This is a genomic window from Halorubrum sp. B53 (genome assembly GCF_059752395.1).
In genome coordinates this window covers 1-19324 of sequence record NZ_MWTH01000006.1, presented here as the reverse complement: position 1 = coordinate 19324, position 19324 = coordinate 1, and the positions used below count along the sequence as shown (strand labels likewise).

Below are 19324 nucleotides of genomic sequence, written 5' to 3'. Positions count from 1 at the left end.
GGGGACGGAGCCGTCGCATCGTCCCGTCGCGTTCCGTCGGAACGAAAGCGACGAGAAACGCTTTTGGGCGCGCGGACCCCACTCTCGGACATGACAAGCGACGAGTTCGACGGCGATCCCGTCCCGGATCCGGACGACGACGACCTCGGGGCGGCGGAGGGCGGTGACGAGTCGCCGACCGAGCGGACCCGAGAGGAGCTCCGCAAGACCAAAGAGCGGCTCGGCGAGGGCGCCGACAAGGCGGTCAAGGGGTTCGACGACAACGTCGTCGACCTGCTGGCGTGGCTGCTCGACACCGAGACCCGAGCGCGGATTTACGTCTACCTGCGGGACAACCCGAACAGCACCAGCGATGAGGTCGCCGACGGCACCGGGCTCTACCCCAGCACGGTCCGCGAGGCGCTCGCGGAGCTCCACGACGAGGAGAAGGTCGAGCGCGACAAGCGCGAGGCGAGCGGCGCCGGCAACAACCCCTACGAGTACGAGGCGATCGCGCCGAGCGAGCTGGTCCGGGGCGTCGTCGGCGACGTCCAGCGCGAGCTGAACGCCGTCTTCAACCTCGACCGCCGGCTCGGCGGCGAGTCCCCGGACGGCGACGCGGAGCCGGTCCAAATCTCCGTCGGCGGCGACGGGGAGAGCGGCGACGGAGGAGTCGACGAGGACGACAACGCCGGAGTCGGCGAGGACGACGACGCCGATGCGGACGGCACTGGCGACGACGACGACCGATAGCGACGACGACGACCGAGCGGCCGGGGGCGGCGCGCGCCGGTGCTGCCCGCGAACCGAGTCCGGCTTCGGGACAATTTAAGTTCCGGCCGCGCAACCGACGGACATGAACGTCGCGCTTGGTGGCACCTTCGACCCCGTTCACGACGGCCACCGGAAGCTGTTCGAACGGGCGTTCGAGTTGGGGGACGTCACCGTCGGCCTCACGTCCGACGAGCTCGCGCCGAAGACCCGACACGTCGAGCGCTACGTCCGCCCGTACGACCGCCGCAAGCGCGACTTGGAGGCCGAGCTGGAGCCGCGGGCCGAGAAGCACGACCGCGAGTTCGCGGTCCGCGAGCTCACCGAGCCGACCGGCATCGCCGTCGAGCCCGAGTTCGACGCGCTGATCGTCTCGCCCGAGACGAAGGCCGGCGGCGAGCGGATCAACGAGATCCGCCGCGAACACGGCCACGACCCGCTCGAGCTGGTCGTCGTCGACCACGTCCAAGCCGAGGACGGCGAACGCATCTCCTCGACGCGGATCGTCGCGGGCGAGATCGACGAGCACGGCAACCGCACGCCCGACCGCGAGGGGCGCGGCGCGACCCGACCGGAATGACCCCGGACGACGACCCCGGACATCTCGCCCGCGTCGCCCTCGGCGAGACCGGGTTCGAGCGCGCGGCCGTCTGGAGCGCGGTCGGCTTCGCGGTCTCGTACGTCGCCTTCGACGCGGCCGCGATCGCCGGCGCGCTCGCTGGCCTGACTCCCGCCGCCTCCGCCGTCCCCGTCGCCCCCGCGGTCTCCGCGGGATCGGTCCTCGCCGCGTCGGGCGTCGTCGCGGCGGTCGCCGCGGTCCTCACCGCGCTGACCGCCGTCGGGGCGGTCGCGTTCGCCGCGGTCGGCGCCGGCGCGCTCCCCGCGGTGCTGCTCGCGTACGGCCCCCTCGCCGCCGTGCTCCTCCGCACGGTCGGCCCCGCCCCCTACGCGATCGACCTCACCGACCCACTCTCCTTCGGAGTCGCGGTCGCTGTCCCGCTCGGCGTCGCCCTCGCGGCCGCGGTCGCCATCGGGCTCGCGGGCTACGCGATCGGACGCGTCGTCGCCGGTATCGGTCGCGGTGGCGAGGGAGAGAGCGATACGGCCGCCACAGAGGACGAAGACGCGAACGCGAGCGCGAGCGACTGACGCGAACGACTCGTCCGGGCGATTACTCTGCGTCGAGCGTCCCGTTGAGCACCTTCGCCGCGACGAGGATCGGATCCCACACCGGGCTGAAGGGCGGCGCGTACGCCAAGTCGAGTCGCTCGACCTCCGGGACGGTCATGTCGGCCTCCAGCGCGGTCGCGAGCGTGTCGATCCGGACCGCGGCGCGGTCGGGCCCGACGATGCTTCCGCCGAGCAGGCGACCGGAGTCGCGGTCGGCGACGAGCGTCACGTCGGTCGGCGCCGCGCCCGGGTAGTAGCCCGACCGCGAGCCGGCGGTGACGGTCTCGCGGACCGGGTCGAAGCCGGCATCGCGGGCGGCTTCCTCCTCGACGAGGCCGACGCGGCCGGCCTCCATGTCGAACGCCTTCACAACGGCGGTGCCCGCGATGTCACCCACGGGCGAGGGGTCGCCCGCGACGGTGGCGCCGATCGCTCGCCCGGCGCGGTTCGCGGTGAGGCCGAGCGGCATCCACGCCGGCTCGCCGGTGACGGCGTGTCTCGCGGTCGCGCAGTCGCCCGCGGCGTACACGTCGGGGAGGGTCGTCCGCCCGTGCTCGTCGGTCAGTATCGCGCCCCCCTCGCCGAGCTCGACGCCGGTCCCGTCGAGCAGCTCCGTGTTCGGTTCGATTCCGACGCCGACGACCGCCATGTCGACGGGGAACACCTCTCCGTCGAAGCCGACGGCCTCGATCTGGTCGTCGCCGACGAGCCGGTCGACGGGGCTCCCCGTGTGGACCGTCACGCCCCGTTCGACCAGTTCCGCCGCGACGCGCTCGCCGACCGCCTCGCCGAACGGCGGGAGCAGGTGGTCGGAGCGCTGGAAGAGGTGGACGTCGAGGTCGCGACCGGAGAGCGCCTCCGCCATCTCGACGCCGACGTAGCCGCCGCCGACGATCGCCGCCGTCTCGGGGGCCGGCATCGCGGCGTTGCGCTCGACGCGCTCGCGGTCGACCGCGCTCACGTCGGCGCGGTTCGGGTCGTACGCGTCCGGCTCGGCGACGTACGCGTCGATCGCGGCCGCGGCGTCCATGTTGTGGAGGGTGAAGGCGCCGTCGACGCCGCGCACGTCGAACGGCCCGGTCGACGCGCGCCCGCCGGTCGCGACGAGGAGGTCGCCGTAGGACTGCTCGAAGGCGTCGCCGTCGGCGGTCTCGACCGCGACGGTCTTCTCGTCCGGGTCGACGCCGACGACCTCGTGGCCGCGCCGGAGGTCGATCCCCCGCTCGTCGACGTCGCTCGGGGACAGCGACAGGAGGTTCGACAGCCGTTCGATCCGGCCTTCGATGAAGTACGGCATCCCGCAGTAGGCGTACGAGATCCACCGCCCCTTCTCGAAGACGAGTACCTCGCGGTCGGGCGCCTCGCGGCGGAACTTGCTGGCGGCGCTCAGCCCGGCGGCGTCGGCGCCGACCACGACGAAGGGATCGCTCATGAATCCGACGACGGCGGGACCGCACAAAAAGCCATGCCGCGGGTGCGGCGCGCGCGCCGCTCCGTGGTCGGCGGGTTAGGCGTGGTCCGCGCCCTCCGTTGCGGGCTCGGACCGATTACGCCGCGTCGTCGTCGCCAGCGGCCGCGTCGTCGTCGCCAGCGGCCGCGTCGTCGTCGCCAGCGGCCGCGTCGTCGTCGCCAGCGGCCGCATCGTCGTCGGCCAGCCGGGATAGCGTTTCGCGGGCGTTCTCGACGGCCGCCTCCTGCTTCGCCGGGTACGCCTCCACCTTCGCGCGGACGGTGATCCCGGGCCCGAGCCGAACGTCGCCGCGGAACGCGGCCTGCTTGTCGACGCGGAGGAACAGCGCGCAGTTGTCGTCGACGCGCTGGTCGAGCTCGTCGATCACGCGGTCGACGTCGTCGAGGTCGGCCAAGGCGTCGAGGACGTGGCGCATCCCGTCGGCGTTCTCGATCCGGGCGGAGAGGACGACGATCCGGTCGCCGTGGTGACCGACGTTCTCGACGCGGTCGATCTCGGCGTCCTCGGGGAGGAACGTGCGGAGGGCGTCTTCGACCCGCTTCTCGTCCTCGGTGGCGTACGAGAACGCCCGGAGGTCGACGTAGTGGAAGGGGACTTTGGCCATGCGGGTCGGGAAAGGGGGGCGGTTACTCCTCGCTCTCGACGGCGTCGAGCGCGTCCTCGGGGACGCCCGTCTCCTGACCGTCCTCGAAGCTGACCGTGTAGGTCGCGTCGCCGAACATCGTCTCCATCACCTGCGTGATCGTGCCCGTCTCGCCGTCGTACTCGCTGTGCTTGTCGTGGAGCACGACCTCGTCTTCCTTCTCGAAGCTCATGGCGTTCAGTTCCGGTGGGACGGTTAAAAGCGCGCGGATCCGGAGCGGCGGAGCGCGGTCGTGGGGGTGAGCGAACGGCGGTCGCGGGGGTGCGGGCGGCGCGCGAGCCACGCGGGGCCGCGAGGAGCACAGCGGGACCCGGCCGCGAGCAACACGGGAAGCCACACGGCCGCGAGCAACACGGGAAGTCACACGGCCGCGAGCAACACGGCGGCCAGCGACACCGCCAGGACAACGCCGACGACGACCGAGACGACCACGCTGTCGATCGTGAGCGCGAGGGCGACGCCGGCGACGACGGCGAGGAAGCCGAGGGCGGCCGCCGGCAGCCCGCCGCGCTCCACGAGGCCCACGACCGCGTTCGCGGCGCGCTGCCGCGGCGGTGGGTCCGGCGGCCGCTCCGGTGGCTTCGCGAGCGTCTCGTCGACGGCGACCTCGTCGGCCCCGGCGTCCGGCGGCGGCTCGATCCGGACGTCGACGTACCGGGTGTTCGAGCCGTAGCCGGTGACGATCTTCAGCTTCCCCCTGACCGGCTCGTCGACCTCGTCGACGCTGACGTGGACCCGTCTGGTCGACTCGTCGTCGACGAAGTGGTTCGTCTCGCCGATCGAACAGGCGCGGTCGAGCTCGTCGGCGAAGTGCAGGTGGACGTGCGTCGACCGACCGAGGTTCTCGAAGGCGATCGAGAAGTGACCGGTCGTCTCGAACCGGTCCGGTGCCCGGATCGAGTGGACGGCGTCCCCGTTCAGTTCGACGGCGAGTGTCGGCACGTACGGGTCGACGAACTCACACTAAAAAAAGATGCAGTACGATTCGGACTACGCGGCCGCTTCCTCGCGCATGTCCGGCGGGAGGAGGTTCGGGATCCCGTCCTCGATGGGGTACGTCTCCCCGCACTCGGCGCAGGTGAGCGTGCCGGCGAGGATCTCCTCCTCGTCTCGGTCGTCGACGTCGAGTTCGAGGTCGGCCTTGTCAAGCGGGCAGCAGACGACGTCCATCAGGGACTCTTTCATACCACCTCGTTCGCGTGGACCGATAAAAAAGCGTGCGGGTCGGGCGCGCCGGGACGAGCGCAACCGCGGTCGACGCGCCGAGAGGTCGCCGTCCCGACCCTCGATGGCAACGACTTTGCCGGTCCGACACGCCCGGCGAGACATGGGGATCCCGTCGGAACGGATCGAGCGCCTGTTGACGCTTGCCCGCGAGGCGGTCGTCGACGGCGAGTACGACCGCTCCCGGGAGTACGTCGCGCTCGCGCGCCGGATCGCGGAGCGGAACCGCTGCGGCCTCCCGGCCGACTTCTCCCGGCGGACCTGCGACGACTGCGACGTCTACCTCCGGCCCGGGAAGACGGGCCGCGTCCGGCTCCGGCCCGGCCGCGTCGTGGTCCGCTGCCGCGAGTGCGGGTCGACGGCGCGGTACCCGTTCGACTGACCGCGACGCCGCGTTCCGCCGCTGCCGTTACGCTTTATAAACCGCCGCCGAGAGAGTCGGGTATGGACTACCGACGGCTCGGGAACACCGGACTCAGCGTCTCGGAGCTCTGCTTCGGGACGTGGCGCTTCGGGCGGGAGACGAACGGCGTCGTGGAGACGGGCCGTGAGGAGGCCCACGAGCTGCTCGACGCGGCCGCGGACCACGGGATCAACTTCATTGACACCGCCAACGTGTACGGGAACCCGAACGGGACGAGCGAGCAGTACATCGGCGAGTGGCTCGCGGAGCGCGACCGCGAGGACTACGTGGTCGCTTCGAAGGTGTACTTCCCGTTCGACGGGTGCGGCGAGCCCGGCCCCAACGACTCCGGGCTCGGGCGCAAGCACATCCGGGCGCAGGTCGAGGGGACGCTCGACCGGCTCGACACCGACTACCTCGACATCTACTACATCCACCGCTGGGACGAGGAGACGCCGATCGAGGAGACGATGCGCGTCCTCGACGAGCTCGTCTCGGAGGGGAAGGTCCACTACCTCGGCGCGTCGACGATGGCGGCGTGGCAGCTGACGAAGGCGCTGTGGACCGCCGACGCCAACGACTACGCCTCCTTCGACGTGGTCCAGCCGCTCCACCACGCGGGCTACTACGAGGACGTGAGCGAGTACCTCGACGTCTGTATCGACCAGGAGATCGCCGTCTGCCCGTACTCCCCGCTCGCGGGCGGATTCCTCACCGGCAAGTACGAGCGCGCGGACCCGGACGACCCCGAGCAGGTGATCGCGCCGGACGGCTCGCGCGCGAGCTTCGACGATCGGTTCGAGCGCTTCTACCTCTCCGAGCGGGGCTGGAAGGTCCTCGACGCGGTGCGCGAGGTGGCCGCCGAGCTCGACGCCACCCCGGCGCAGGTCGCGCTCGCGTGGCTGACGGAGTGGGACGAGTTCACCTGCGTCCCCATCGTCGGCGCGCGCACGACCGAGCAGCTGGAAGAGAACGTCGCCGCGACCGACCTCGACCTCTCGGACGCGCAGTGGGACCGGATCATGGACGCGCGGTACGCCCCGGACGGGACGCTCTGGGGACACTGAGCGGTCGAGAGAGGGAGAGACGAACGCGCCGCGCTATTCGTCGAAGTCGGGCAGGTCGTCGGGGGCCTCGAACTCCGCCTCCCAGTCGATGTACTCCTCTTTGAGCGTCTCGCAGACGATCTGGCCGAGCTCGGTGAGCCCCGCGTTGATCGCGGAGACGGTTCCCCACGAGTCGAGGTCGGGGTGGAGGTCGCGCTCCTTCCAGTCCTCCGGCAGCCCGGGCGCGTGGTAGCCGACGCGGTCGGCGAAGTCGTCCCAGAAGAAGTCGAACCGGGAGACGAGGCCCAGATCGACGGCGATCCGCCAGTCCGATTCGTCCATGTCGCTGCCGGCGGCCCACTCCGCGAACGCCTCCTCCCACGCCCCCTCGCGGAGGAGCGCCTCCAGGTCGTCGCGGCGGTACTCGCCGCCGGCGACCTCGGCGTCCTCGTACTCGTTCGGGTCCACGGCGGCGAGCTCGGGCGGCTCCGGCGGGTCGACGTCGAGACTCATGCGTCCCCCTCCGCGCCGGCGACTCAAAACGGTACGGGGGTCGGCGCGGCGGTGCAGTGGCGCGGCGGTGCGGTGCAGTGGCGCGGCGGTGCGGTGCAGTGGCGCGGCGGTGCGGTGGCGGTCGGCCCGAGCGAAGCGCGCGCCGCCGCGACTCTCGCCGCCGATCCGGTCCTTTTACCGCGGTCCCGGACCGACCGAAAGGCATGGACCTCCGTGACGTCTCGCGCCGGGCGGGGATCGCCGCCGCCGTCGCCACCGTACTCGTGCTCGGGGCCCCCTACGCGCTCATCTCGGGGCCGGAGTACGCGTCACAGCTCGCTGACTACTACGCGTCCGGAGTCGTCGGCGCCGGCGGGATCGCGCTGTTCGCGCTGCTGAGTGCGGTCGTCGTCGCCTCGGTCGAACAGGGGAACCTCGACCCCGGAACGCTCGTCGGCGTGGCCGTCGTCCTCGGGGTCGCGACGACCCTGAGCGCGGCGACGTGGGCGCTGGCGATCGAGCCGAGCCCCGTCTTCCGCGACCACCTCTGGCTGGTGTGGCACGCGCGCGTCGTCGTCGCGCTGACGGTTCCCGTGCCGCTCGCCGCCGCGGCGTACGCCCGGGCCCTGTTGTCGTAGGGAGCGAGCCGCCGAACGAAAGGCCCTTATGCCGGAACCGAGTATCGACAAACGGACTAGGTCGGGCGGTTAGGCCCCGCTCGTCACCCGTGAGGTAGTCTTTAGCGGGGACCGAACAGCGGGCGCGTCCGGTCTGACCGGCGCGGGCCCCGAGAGCCAACGTGGAAGCCTCGTCCGCCGGGGACAGCGGTCCGTGGCGCCCGCTCGCAGGAGCGGTCCGTCGCGGTTCGTCGGCGACACCGGGTCAGGCGCGGAAGCGAGCAGCCCATCGCCGAACGCCAGTCGCTCGTCGGGTCGCGGGGTGGAGAAGGCAACCGGGATACCCCGCGCCGGAACGCCGGGCCACCCCGCCTGTCCGCCATTCATACGCGTTTTAATCCGGTGAGCGTGGGCTATACTCGATTGGCGACACGACTACTCATTTAAAAGAGATTGACTCGGACTCGACGGTGAACACCCACAAAGCCCCAGCCGCGACGACTCGCGCGGCTCGGTGCGCTCCTCGCTCGTTCGCTCCGCTCACTCGCTGCGGTGTCGCCGGCGGCTCCGCCGCCGGCTGCCCGTGGCGCGTAGCGCCACGCTGTCACCGGACTACGTCCGGTTGCAAGCGAGAGCTTCGCTCTCGCCCTGTCGCTCCCTTCGGTCGCGACTCCCTCGCGCGGTGCCGTCGCCGGCGGCAAAGCCGCCGGCTGCCAGAGGGACCGGAGGTCCCTCGCTGTTCGCGGCCTGTCGGCCGCTCACGGGCACGCGCCGGGTCGATCGGCGCGGTCTTCGGCCACCTGTATTTATAAGCGGCTACTCGCTCTCGCCGCTGTCCTTCCACGCGGAGAAGCCGCCCTCGACGAGCGTCTCGGACTGCCGATCGATGTACTCGCGCTGGGTGTCGTGGACCGCGGTCTCGAAGTCGTCGCCGGCGTCGAGGCGCGCGCGGACTCGGTCGCGCTTCCAGCTCGCCGGCGTGGTCCGGTTCGCGACGCGCCATCGGAGCGGCGCGAGCCACGAGGCCGCCTCCTCCTCCGGGCAGCCGGCGGTCCGCAGTCCCGCCTCGGCGTGGTCGAGGAGGTCCCCGTACACCGCGTCGGTGTCGGTCGTGGGCTCGCCGTCGTGACCGATCCACTCGATGTCGGCGTCGAGCCCGTCGGCGACGGCGGCGTAGAAGTTCTCGCGGGCGGTCTCCCAGTCGAGCCCGATGACCGGGTGGTCGCGCTGCGGGAGCGCCTCCATCAGCCCGGCGAACGCCGCTTGGAAGGCGATCGAGTCGCGGACCGTGGGCTGGGCCGCGATGGGGCGGAACTCGATCCGGGCGTTCGCGCTCGACCGGCTCGCCCCCTCGAAGACGGGGCGGACCCACCGCCAGTAGCTGCCGTGTTTCGTCCGGAACGTCGCGAACGCGTCGTCGAAGCGATCGGTCCCCTCGGGCTCGGGCATCGGGATGAGCGTCTCGTCGGCGACGATCCGGTCGATCGCGGTCTCGACGTCGTGCACGTCGCGCGGGAACCGCACCTTGTCGTCGTCGGTCCGCCCGTTGAGCACCGACTCGAACACGTGGATCCGGTTCTCCGTCGCCCCTTCCTCGAGGACGCGCTCCCCGTCCCAGCCGTCGTCGTACAACTCCGGGGGAAAGAAGGGGGAGTTGACGCCGAGCGCGAGCAGGGGGCCCGCGATCCGGAGCCCGTAGCGGAAGTGTCGCGGGAGCGTCTCCGCGTGGGCGACCTGGTAGTGCGGCTGGATGGAGGTGATGAGGCTCTCCGGCATCACGGTGTCCGCCGCGAGCGACACCCCCGGCGCCTCGACGACCGTCCCCTGCTCGTCGTCGCCCGTGTTCGCCATCGCGTGGTACCGGACCGAGTCGCTCATGTTGACCGCGACGGTGACGCCGTCGACGTCGACGCAGTCGGTGAGGTACCCTCGGGCCGTCTCGCCGGTCGGCGGGATGGTCCAGATCCCGTCGGAGACGAGCCGCATCCCCTCGACGCCCGCGGTGTTCTCCGCGGCCTCCAGCCGGGCCCGTACCTCCGCGAGCTGCGCCCGGAGCCCGTGGTCTGAGAGCGGCTGCGGGCTCGTCGACATCTCGGCGTTGTGGAGGCCGAGCTCCTTCTCGAACCCCATCAGCTCCAGAAGTCGTCGCGGGACGCGCATCAGGGCGTACTCGCCCGCCCGCGACTCCTCGCTCCAGCGCCCGTCGGCGACCGCGTAGAACTCGTACTCGAAGCCGACGATCGACTGGTGGTTGTCGAAGGAGCCGTCGCGGAGCTCCTGTTTGACGATCTCCGCCTCCTCCTCGGCGCGCGCGGCGAACTCGTCCGGGTCGACGGCGAGTGCCTCGCGGACGCCGTCTGCGAGGGCGGACTCCGTGCTCATGCGACGGTCGACGTGTCGGCCTCGTAAAAAGGCCTACGGCCGATCGGCGGCGTGGGGACGGTCGGCACGGTGAGCGGTTGGGGGGACCGGCAGGCGGCGAGCGGTCGGTCGACGGGACGGACCGGCGCGCTTTTGCCCGCCGATCGCCGACTCCGCCCATGGAGTTCGCCACGTTCGCCGCGCGCGCCGAGGAGCTCGCGGCCGAGCCGGGCGACATCGGGACGACGCTCGCGGTCGCCGACCTGCTCCGTGCGACCGACGGCGACGACCTCCCGACGGTCACTCGCTTCCTGCTCGGGCGCGTCTTCCCGGCGCACGACACGCGGACCCTCGATATCGGCCCGGCGCTGTGCCGGGAGGCCATCGCCCGCGCCGCGGGCCCGAACGTGACGGCCGCCGACGTCGAGGACCGGCTCGCGGCGGCGGGCGAGATCGGCGCGGTCGCCGCCGGCTTCGACTTCGGCGGCCAGCGCGGCCTCGCCGCCTTCGGCGAGGGCCGCGACGCGCTCACGGTCGCCGAGGTCGACGGGGCGCTGCGGGAGCTGGCGGCCGCGTCGGGCGACGGCAGCGAGTCGCGCAAGCTCGACGCGCTGTTCGGCCTCTTCAACCGGTGTGAGCCGGCCGAAGCGAAGTTCCTCGCGCGCCTGGTGCTCGGCGAGATGCGGATCGGCGTCGGCGAGGGAACCGTCCGCGACGCGGTCGCCGAGGCGTTCCTGACCGAATCGGAGTCCGAGTCCGCCGAGAGCGACGACGCGGAGCCCGCCCTCCGCGCCGACGACGAGGCGGTCGCGACCGTCGAGCGCGCGCTGCAGGTGACGAACGACTACGGCCGCGTCGCGACGCTCGCGCGCGACGAGGGGCTCGCCGGCCTCCGCGCGGAGGGGCTCGAGGTCGGGCGCCCCGTGCAGGCGATGCTCGCGCAGGCGGGGACGGCGACCGACGCGGTCGAGTCGTTCGGCGAGGTCGCCGTCGAGACCAAGTTCGACGGGGCGCGCGTGCAGATTCACTACGTGCCCGAGGGCGACGGCGACGTGCCGGAGGACGGCGACGTGCCGGAGGACGGCGACGAGGCCGACGGCGGAGCGCTCGGCCCGGAACTCTACTCCCGCAACATGGACGACGTGACCGACGCGCTCCCGGAGATCGCCGAGCGCGTCTCGGACCGCGCCGACGTCCCGGTCATCCTCGACGGTGAGGTGGTCGCGGTCGACGACGGCGGCGACCCGCTCCCGTTCCAGGAGGTGCTGCGGCGCTTCCGCCGGAAACACGACGTCGACCGGATGCGCGACGAGGTGTCGCTCCGGCTCCACGCCTTCGACTGCCTCCACGCCGACGGCGCGGACTTCCTCGACGAGCCGCTCCGGGCGCGCCACGATCGCCTCGTCGACATCCTCCCGGGCGCGGCCGCGGAACTGGAGACCGCGAGCGACGTCGAGGCGATCGAGGCGGCCGAGGCGGCCGCGCTCGACGCGGGCCACGAGGGCGTCATGCTGAAGGACCCGGACGCGGCCTACACCCCGGGCGACCGGGGCCGGGAGTGGCTGAAGCGCAAGCCCGACGTGGAGACGCTCGACGCGGTCGTCGTCGGCGCGGAGTGGGGCGAGGGGCGCCGCGCCGACCTGTTCGGGACGTTCCTGCTCGGCGTGCGGGCGGGGGCGGACGGGGCGTCGGCCGAGCCGGACTCGAGGAGGGCCGAGACGGGAGACGACGAGTTCGCGACCATCGGCAAGGTCGCGACCGGCCTCACCGACGAGGAGCTCGCCGACCTCACCGAGCGGCTGGAGCCCCACGTGGTGAGCGAGGACGGGACCGAGCTCGCGATCCGGCCCGCGGTCGTCCTGGAGGTCGGCTACGAGGAGATCCAGACGTCCCCGACGTACTCGTCGGGCTACGCGCTGCGGTTCCCGCGGTTCGTCGGCGTCCGCGAGGACAAGTCGGTCGCGGACGCCGACTCGCTGGAGCGGGTCGCGCGCCTCGCCGGCGACGCGGCGTAGTCTTTTATAAGAGGGTCCGGCACCCGGCCGAACGCGGACCGACCACGCGAAACTCCTTCACCCTCGGGTTCTTACGAACTCCCATGCCAGGCCCGCTCGGGGACGCGACGCGACAGCGGCTGACGGACGCGGCCGCGACCCGGCTCGCCGACGACGGATACGAGGTTTCCCACCCGGAGACGCGGGCCGAGCCCCCGGCGGTGGCGACCCGTTCGGAGGGGGAGGCGTCCCTCGCGGTCGAGCCGCTCACGCCCGACGACGCGACGGCGACGGTGATCGGCTCTCGGCTCGCGCACGCGCTCGACCGCGACCGGCGCGTCTGCTTCGTCGTTGAGGACGATGCGACGGCCGAAACGGTGCGGTCGCTGCTCGCCGACCCCCCGCTGCTCGTCGCCGAGCGCGACGGGCGCCGGACGTTTCACGCCGGGCCCGACCGGATCCCCGTCGCCGGCGGCGGGTACGCCTGCGTCCGCTTCGAGGGGCTCGGGGAGCCGACGTTCGCGTGGCGCGAGACCGACACGCCGGCCGGGCCGGTCCCCGCGGGGGCGGGCGTCGACGCCGCGGCCGTCGACGAGGCGGGTCGCCCGGCCGTCCCGCGGCTGGTCTGCGAGGTCGACGGGCGGGTCGTCGCGGTGCTCGCGGGCGTCGAGAGCCTCCGCGAGCCGCCGGCCGAGGCGTTCCCGTACGCGTACAGCCGCCACCCGGACGACAAGCGGTTCCGGGTGCGCCGGGGCGCCGACGGCGCGGTCGTCGAGAGCGCCAGCGGCTTCGCGCCGATGAAATCGGCGGGCTACGTCCCAATCCCGATGCCAATCGTCCCGGAACACGTGCTCGGCCCGGCGTACGGGCCCGATCGGGGCGTCGGGAGTGGGGGCGGCCGCGAGGGTGACGGCGAGGACGGCGCCGGACCCGGCCTCGACGACGCCTGGGAGCTGATCCGCGTCGACGCGGTCGACCCGGCGTAACCGCCGTCGACCACGCATAGCCACCCTCAAGGCGCCCGCGATCCGACCGTGAGCCATGACGGTCCGTTACGACGACTTCGCGGTGGAGTGGCTCGGCTACGCGACGGCGCGGCTCGCGCCCGAGGGCGGCCCGGTCGCCTACACCGACCCGGGGCGGTACGGCGTGCTCGACGACTACTGGGCGCGCGACGGCGACCTCGTCGTCGTCACCCACGACCACCACTACGACCCCGAGGGGATCCGGTCGGTCGCGAGCGAGGACGCGACGCTCGTGATCTACGAGGCGGTCGACCCGGCGGGGATCGACCGCGACGTGGAGTCGATCGGCTCGCTCGCAGACGACTACGACGTGGTCCGCGTCGACGACGAGTCGCGCGTCGACGTCGACACGCCCGCGGGGGAGGCGACCGTGTGGTCGGTCGCGGCCCACAACGATCCGGAGGGCCCGAACGCCGGCCCCGACGGCTCGGTGACGCACCCGCCCGGGTTCGGCTGCGGGTTCCTGCTCGGCCTCGGCGACCGCACCGTCTTCTGGCCGGGGGACTCGGACGCGCTCGACGCGTTCGCGGAGCTCGACGTCTCGATCTTCCTCGCGAACATCGGAGGCGGCGGCATCGTCGCCGACCGCCACGAGAGCGCGGCGCTCGCCGAGGCGATGGACCCGGACCTGGTCGTCCCGATCCACTACGACACCTTCGAAATGCTAGAAGCGGACGGGGAGGCGTTCGCTGGCGACGTCGCCGCCCGGTCGATCCCCGTCGCGCTGGACGCCCGGTCGGCGACTCAGTAGGGGCGGCACCGCGGACGGCGCGACCGCTCCGCCCGACTTCACTCTTCGCTCTCGTACGACTCCCCGACGGCGGAGGGCGTCCGCGTGGAGCCCCAGACGGTGAGGACGACGATCACGCCGACGTACGGGAATAGGTTAACGAGCCGGTTGGGAACGTTGATGCCGACGGTCTGTAACTGGATCTGCAGCATATCCAGTCCGCCGAACACGAGCGCCGCGATGGCGGCCCCGATCGGGTTGTAGTTCCCGAACAAGTAGGCGACGATACCGATCCAGCCGCGGCCGCTGACCATCGTGTCGCCAGTCCCAGTGAACGAACCCGCCTGCGCCAGCAACACCGCACCGCCGAGCCCGGCCATGACACCGGAGAAGATCACGGCGGCGTACCGGACTCGCGTGACGCTGACGCCGGCCGTATCGAGCGCTTCCGGGTTCTCACCGGCCGCCTGGATCCAGTATCCGTATCGCGTGTCGTTGAGGAACTTCCACGCGGCGACGGCCAGAACGGCAGTGACCAGCACCAGCGGCGACGTGTCGAAGAAGATCGGACCGAGCACCGGAATATCCGCAAGCACCGGGACAGTCAGGTCGTTGATGCTCTCGAGGCTCGGGCTGTTTCGGCTGTCCCAGACGAGGACCGCCATGAACGGCCCGAACCCGAGACCGATGAACCAGAGCGCCAGCCCCGCGACGATCTGGTCCGCTTCGTACCGGATCAACAGGACGGCGAACACGATCGCGAACGCCAGACTGATCAGGACCGAAGCGAGAATCGCGAGCCAGATATCGCTCTGGCCGGGGGACCCCCCGCTGATGATCCACATCATCGTCGCCGCGGTCGCCGCCCCGAAGATCATGAACCCCTCGACGCCGATGTTGAAGACTCCGCTCTTCTCGGCGTACAGCCCACCGATCGCCGTCAGTGCGATAGGGGTCGCGGCCTGTAGCGAGCGCTCCACGAACCCGATCGTAACGATATCGATGATCGGCAGGTCCATCGCCACCGTCGCGAGGACCGCCACGCCGACGACGGCGACGATGCCCGCGATCCGGATCCGATTTTCGCCGGCGTACTCGGCGAGACTCATCGGCTCTCACCTCCGAGGCCGGTTCGTTCCGCGGCCATCCGGAACAGTTCCGGCACGGCGACGAAGAGAATGACGAGCCCGATGACGCCGTCGATGAGCTGGACGGGAACGTCGGAGTAAATCCCGATGTGTGATCCGGCCGAGTCGAGCCCCCCGAACAACAGTCCGGCGGGAACGATTCCGAGCGGGTTGTTCGCGGCGAGCAGGCTCACGGCGATCGCGTCGAATCCGTACGTACCGATGCCGCTCGGGTCGGTGTAGTAGCCCTGAACCATAATCGCGAACACCGCGCCGGCGAGTCCCGCGACCATCCCCGAGAGCGTCATCGTCAGGACGACCGTCCGCTCGGCGCCAACACCGGAGTACGTCGCCGCCGATTCCTGATGGCCGCTGGTCACCATGTCGTACCCGAATCGGGTGCGTTCCATCACGACGAAGACCACCGCGACGGCCGCGAGCGCGATCCCCAATCCGATAATCGAGAACCCGGAACTGTCGAACACGATACCGGGCAGAGAGACGTACTCCGGAATCCGCTCCGTGTTCGGCGCCGCGTTCCCCTCACCGCGAAACGGATTCTGGACCAGCCACCCGACGACGCCGGTCGCGATGAAGTTCAACATGATCGTGGTGATGATCACGTTGGCGTCAGCGTAGGCCTTCAGCGCGCCCGGGAGCGCTCCGTAGGCGCCGCCCGCGAAGATCCCGGCGAGGAACCCGACGAGAAGTAATCCGACGCCCCCGACGACGCCTTCGGGCAACAGCGGTGCCGTCCAGATGATCGACATGATAGTCGCGAAGCCGCCGACGACGAACTGCCCTTGGACGCCGATGTTGAACACGCCTGCTCGGAACGCGACCGCAACCGCGACGCCGGTCAGGATGAACAGCGTCGAGAACCGCAGTGTCCGCGCGATAGCCGACCGTCCGCCGAGGGCACCTTCTATCACGTTCGTGATGAACTGCACCGGGTCGTAACCGGCTGCCGCGACGATGGTGACTCCGATTAGCAGGGCCAGTGCTGTCGAAGCCGTCGCGATCGCCAACCGTTCGATCACCGACGCGCGTAACATGCGGTCAGCCGCTCGATCGATTGCGGCATAGAGGCGTCCGGACGATCCGCTCACGACTGAACACCCCCATCGGGCGTGTTCTCACGGGCGGCGTCCCCGTCGCAGGTGTCGTGACCGGCCATCAGCATCCCGAGTTCCTCTTCGGTGGTTTCGGCCGGATCGACGGTCCCGATAAATTCGCCTTCGTACATCACCGCGATCCGGTCCGAGAGTTTCTGGATCTCGTCGAGCTTCGAGGAGACGACGACGATCGCCATCCCCGACTCACGCAGCTCCAGCAACCGGTCGTGAATGAACTCGATCGAGCCGATGTCGACCCCCCGCGTCGGGTGAGACGCGATCATGACGTCGGGCTCGTGTTCGATCTCCCGTCCGACGATGAACTTCTGCTGGTTCCCGCCGGACAGCGACTTCGCGTCGGTGCTTTTGTCCGGTGGCTGCACGTCGTACTCCCGGATGATATCCTCGGCGTGGTCGTCGACGGCCGACCAGTCGATCATCCCGTTATCGACGAACGGTTCGACGGTCTGGTTCCCCAGTAACGCGTTGCGAACCAGCGTGTAGTCCTGAACGAGTCCCTCCGTCGTCCGGTCCTCCGGGATGTACGCGACTCCGTCTCTGATCCGCTGGCGTCTGTTCGTATCCGTGATGTCCCGATCGTGGAAACGGACGGTTCCGGAGTCGACGTCACGCAGCCCCGTCAGCGCCTCGACGAGCTCGGTCTGCCCGTTTCCCTGGACGCCGGCGATGCCGAGAATTTCACCCTCCCGCACGGCGAGATCGACGCCGCTCACCTGCTCGAGATCCCGACTGTCTCGCACGTGGAGCCGGGTCGCTTCCAATACGGAATCCCCTCGAGGCGGGTCTCGAGACGGGCGATCGAACTGAATTTCTCGGCCGACCATCATCCGCGCCAGCTCCTCTTCTGAACTCTCTCCGGCGTCGACTGTGCCGATTGCCTCGCCGTCTCGTAGCACGGTGATCTCGTCGGCCGCGTCGAGCGCCTCCCCCAGCTTGTGCGTAATAAATATGAGCGAGTGACCGGCGTCTGCGAGTTCCGACATCAAGTCGAGCAGATCCTCGATCTCCTGGGGAGTGAGAACCGCAGTCGGTTCGTCGAGGATGAGGATATCCGCGCCGCGATAGAGGCTTTTCACGATCTCGACGCGTTGGCGGGCACCGAGATCGAGGTCCTGAATCTTCGTGTCGAGGAACTCGTCGACGTGGAAATCGTAGCGCGAGCAGATCTCCTCGATATCGGTTCGAGCGGTCGCCGTGTCGACGAACCCGTTATCGGTTGGCTCGTGGCCCAGGATGATGTTCTGGAGTACGGTCATCGTCTCCACGAGCTGGAAATGCTGGTGGATCATGCCGACGCCCGCGTCCATCGCGTCTCTGGGCGATTCGAACGTTTCGGGCTCGCCGTCGACGTGAATCGTCCCGGCGTTCTTCTCGTAGAGTCCGTAGAGGACGCTCATCAGCGTCGTCTTGCCGGAGCCGTTCTCACCGAGGAGGGCGTGAATCGACCCCTTCTCCAACGAGAAATCGACGTCGTCGTTCGCCACGACGTCGCCGAATCGTTTCGTGATACCCTCCATGCGGACGGCGGGTGGTTCGTTTTCAGTTGTCATTGTCCTTTGTGAGAAAGTGTGATTACAAATACCGGTCAGAAACCGCGAGCGACTCAGTTACAGCCGGAGGCGGAACACGGAACCTCGATATCGCCGCTCGTGATGCCGTCTTTCGCCTCTTGAATGTTCTGCGACACGACGTCGGGCATGTCGCCGTCGAACGCCTGACCGATCACGAGGTCGACGCCCTCCTCGTCGAGTCCGAGCGTGTTCGCGCCTGTGACGCTCTCGAAGTCGCCCTCGGCGACCGCCGAAGCGACTTCCTGAGTCCCCTCGTTGATGTACTTGACCGCGGAGCCGATAATGACGTCTTGGAACTCTTCGAGGGTCAGGGACTGGTCCGCGTCGACGCCGATCGCGAAGCGGTTGTTCTCCTGGGCGGACTCGAAGACGCCCTGTCCGGCCGCGGCCGCGGCGTGGTAGACGATGTCTGCGCCGTTGTCGTACTGGGAGGAGGCGATGCTAGCGGCGGTGTCCGTGTCGCTGTAATCGCCGATGTACCCGACGTCGACGGTGACGTCGGAGTTGACCCACTCCGCGCCGGCGACGTACGACCGCTCGAACGCGTTGATGAGCGATCCGTCGACGCCGCCGACGAAGCCGATGTGTGCGTCGCTCGGATCGTTCGAGTTGCCCTCGTGAGAGAGCTCCTCGGTCGTCATCGTTCCGCCCAGAACGCCCGCGAGATAGGACATCTCGTGGTTGGCCCACGTGTACCCAGCCACGTTGGGCTCGTCGACGTGCGCGTTGATGAGCATCCAGTTCTGGTCCGGGTAGTCCGCGGCGTTCTGCGTGAGGGCCTCGGTGTGGTTGTACGAGACCAACACGATGAGGTCGTAGTCGCCGCTCTCGGCGAGGTTCGCCTGCGTGGACTGGTAGTTCGACTGCTGGGTCTCCTCGACCTGATTGATCTCGATCTCGTACTCCTCCTGTGCGGCCTGGAGCCCCTCGACCGCTAGGTCGTTGAACGCGTTGTCATCGAACCCGGCCGGGCTGGAGACGATCGCGATATTCGTCGCAGACTCCGATCCGCCGTCGCCGCTGTCGCCGCCGTCGCCGCCGCCGAGACAGCCGGCGAAGGCGGTCCCCGTCGCGAGCGCGCTCCCCGAAGCGAGCACCGTCCGCCGGTCGACGCCCTCGGTCTCGCCGATCGATTTACGATTTTCTGTCATGGATGTGTCTTATCGTCCACAATCATCCGTTATAAATTCAGGGGACACCGGAGTTGGGTGTCGAGTGAACTACCCTCGATGGGGGGATCGACTGACAATTTCCTCCACATATTTGTGTGTTTATAACAAGATTAAAACAAATCCCAGATTCCGGCTGATACGACCTCAGACGCGATCGAGAAACTGACAGTGAAGACACCGTTTCGACCGAATCGTCGAAAACACTCCGCTGGTCGTACAGTATCATATTTCTTTACGAGCGGCGTTGTACGGGAGTCACGACCCGAAGCGTCGACTCCGGACAGCGAATTCATACGAAACCAAATATGTTATAGAGAATCAAGGAGAATACCTGACCCTTTAGGGTCAGGATGAATCCGACAACTCCTACACAATCAACCGTCGATAGCAAG

20 protein-coding genes and 1 other RNA gene are annotated in these 19324 nt (G+C 69.7%); 10 read left to right on the top strand and 11 right to left on the bottom strand.

Annotated elements, in window-relative coordinates; translation table 11 throughout:
- Positions 1-90 precede the first annotated feature (90 nt).
- The 3 genes from B4V06_RS05340 (at position 91) to B4V06_RS05330 (ending at position 1899) form a co-directional block, all read left to right on the top strand.
- A complete protein-coding gene (locus B4V06_RS05340) occupies positions 91-732 on the top strand; it encodes a helix-turn-helix domain-containing protein (protein WP_498168084.1) in 642 nt (213 codons plus the stop codon).
- Positions 733-835: 103 nt separating this feature from the next.
- Positions 836-1330, top strand: coding sequence for a phosphopantetheine adenylyltransferase (locus B4V06_RS05335; protein ID WP_123114473.1), 495 nt, complete (start codon positions 836-838; stop codon positions 1328-1330).
- Positions 1327-1899, top strand: a complete 573-nt coding sequence (locus B4V06_RS05330; RefSeq protein WP_498168081.1) for a hypothetical protein — start codon at positions 1327-1329, stop codon at positions 1897-1899. The genes B4V06_RS05335 and B4V06_RS05330 overlap by 4 nt, the downstream gene beginning before the upstream one ends.
- A gap of 22 nt (positions 1900-1921) precedes the next feature.
- Here the strand turns inward: B4V06_RS05330 and B4V06_RS05325 are convergent, their stop codons facing one another.
- The 5 genes from B4V06_RS05325 to B4V06_RS05305 form a co-directional block, all read right to left on the bottom strand.
- Positions 1922-3352: an FAD-dependent oxidoreductase gene (locus B4V06_RS05325; protein WP_498168078.1), complete on the bottom strand. Its 1431-nt coding sequence runs from the start codon at positions 3350-3352 to the stop codon at positions 1922-1924.
- Positions 3353-3467: 115 nt separating this feature from the next.
- Positions 3468-3995: an RNA-binding protein gene (locus B4V06_RS05320; RefSeq protein WP_498168076.1), complete on the bottom strand. Its 528-nt coding sequence runs from the start codon at positions 3993-3995 to the stop codon at positions 3468-3470.
- A 22-nt stretch (positions 3996-4017) separates the two neighbouring features.
- Positions 4018-4206 carry a hypothetical protein gene (locus tag B4V06_RS05315; protein ID WP_004050211.1) on the bottom strand — a complete coding sequence of 63 codons (189 nt, stop codon included), beginning with the start codon at positions 4204-4206 and terminating at the stop codon, positions 4018-4020.
- 188 nt (positions 4207-4394) lie between these two features.
- Entirely contained in the window at positions 4395-4976 is a 582-nt protein-coding gene (locus B4V06_RS05310; RefSeq protein ID WP_498168072.1) for a DUF7524 family protein, read from the bottom strand.
- Positions 4977-5024: 48 nt separating this feature from the next.
- Positions 5025-5219, bottom strand: coding sequence for a methytransferase partner Trm112 (locus B4V06_RS05305; protein WP_176329321.1), 195 nt, complete (start codon positions 5217-5219; stop codon positions 5025-5027).
- A 142-nt stretch (positions 5220-5361) separates the two neighbouring features.
- Here B4V06_RS05305 and B4V06_RS05300 point away from each other — a divergent pair, with 142 nt between their 5' ends.
- Together B4V06_RS05300 and B4V06_RS05295 are read left to right on the top strand one after the other, a co-directional pair.
- Positions 5362-5640, top strand: a complete 279-nt coding sequence (locus B4V06_RS05300) for a ribonuclease P protein component 4 (RefSeq protein ID WP_123114468.1) — start codon at positions 5362-5364, stop codon at positions 5638-5640.
- Between the two features lie 62 nt (positions 5641-5702).
- Positions 5703-6728, top strand: a complete 1026-nt coding sequence (locus B4V06_RS05295; protein WP_498168069.1) for an aldo/keto reductase — start codon at positions 5703-5705, stop codon at positions 6726-6728.
- A 33-nt stretch (positions 6729-6761) separates the two neighbouring features.
- Here B4V06_RS05295 and B4V06_RS05290 read toward each other — a convergent pair whose 3' ends face one another.
- A complete protein-coding gene (locus B4V06_RS05290; RefSeq protein ID WP_123114466.1) occupies positions 6762-7220 on the bottom strand; it encodes a DUF7992 family protein in 459 nt (152 codons plus the stop codon).
- Between the two features lie 203 nt (positions 7221-7423).
- Here B4V06_RS05290 and B4V06_RS05285 point away from each other — a divergent pair, with 203 nt between their 5' ends.
- Together B4V06_RS05285 and ffs are read left to right on the top strand one after the other, a co-directional pair.
- Positions 7424-7837 (top strand): DUF7548 family protein, encoded by a 414-nt coding sequence (locus B4V06_RS05285; RefSeq protein WP_123114465.1) that lies wholly within the window; start codon positions 7424-7426, stop codon positions 7835-7837.
- 49 nt (positions 7838-7886) lie between these two features.
- Positions 7887-8198: signal recognition particle sRNA (gene ffs / locus B4V06_RS05280), an RNA gene on the top strand.
- A 434-nt stretch (positions 8199-8632) separates the two neighbouring features.
- Here the strand turns inward: ffs and B4V06_RS05275 are convergent.
- Entirely contained in the window at positions 8633-10198 is a 1566-nt protein-coding gene (locus B4V06_RS05275; RefSeq protein WP_498168065.1) for a glutamate-cysteine ligase family protein, read from the bottom strand.
- A 158-nt stretch (positions 10199-10356) separates the two neighbouring features.
- Here B4V06_RS05275 and ligA point away from each other — a divergent pair, with 158 nt between their 5' ends.
- The 3 genes from ligA to B4V06_RS05260 all read left to right on the top strand — a co-directional run bounded on the left by ligA (position 10357) and on the right by B4V06_RS05260 (position 13947).
- Positions 10357-12192, top strand: coding sequence for an ATP-dependent DNA ligase LigA (gene ligA / locus B4V06_RS05270; RefSeq protein ID WP_498168062.1), 1836 nt, complete (start codon positions 10357-10359; stop codon positions 12190-12192).
- A gap of 83 nt (positions 12193-12275) precedes the next feature.
- Positions 12276-13157 carry a hypothetical protein gene (locus B4V06_RS05265; protein WP_498168059.1) on the top strand — a complete coding sequence of 294 codons (882 nt, stop codon included), beginning with the start codon at positions 12276-12278 and terminating at the stop codon, positions 13155-13157.
- Between the two features lie 55 nt (positions 13158-13212).
- A complete protein-coding gene (locus tag B4V06_RS05260; protein ID WP_123114461.1) occupies positions 13213-13947 on the top strand; it encodes an MBL fold metallo-hydrolase in 735 nt (244 codons plus the stop codon).
- A gap of 38 nt (positions 13948-13985) precedes the next feature.
- On the opposite strand, the gene B4V06_RS05255 is transcribed toward B4V06_RS05260, so the two are convergent.
- The 4 genes from B4V06_RS05255 to B4V06_RS05240 form a co-directional block, all read right to left on the bottom strand.
- Entirely contained in the window at positions 13986-15035 is a 1050-nt protein-coding gene (locus tag B4V06_RS05255; RefSeq protein ID WP_123114460.1) for an ABC transporter permease, read from the bottom strand.
- Positions 15032-16108: an ABC transporter permease gene (locus B4V06_RS05250; RefSeq protein ID WP_123114459.1), complete on the bottom strand. Its 1077-nt coding sequence runs from the start codon at positions 16106-16108 to the stop codon at positions 15032-15034. The genes B4V06_RS05255 and B4V06_RS05250 overlap by 4 nt, the downstream gene beginning before the upstream one ends.
- A 50-nt stretch (positions 16109-16158) precedes the next feature.
- Positions 16159-17706 carry an ABC transporter ATP-binding protein gene (locus tag B4V06_RS05245; protein ID WP_498168655.1) on the bottom strand — a complete coding sequence of 516 codons (1548 nt, stop codon included), beginning with the start codon at positions 17704-17706 and terminating at the stop codon, positions 16159-16161.
- Between the two features lie 86 nt (positions 17707-17792).
- Complete coding sequence (locus B4V06_RS05240) at positions 17793-18911, bottom strand: BMP family lipoprotein (protein WP_255212551.1); 1119 nt, start codon at positions 18909-18911, stop codon at positions 17793-17795.
- Positions 18912-19324: the final 413 nt, after the last annotated feature.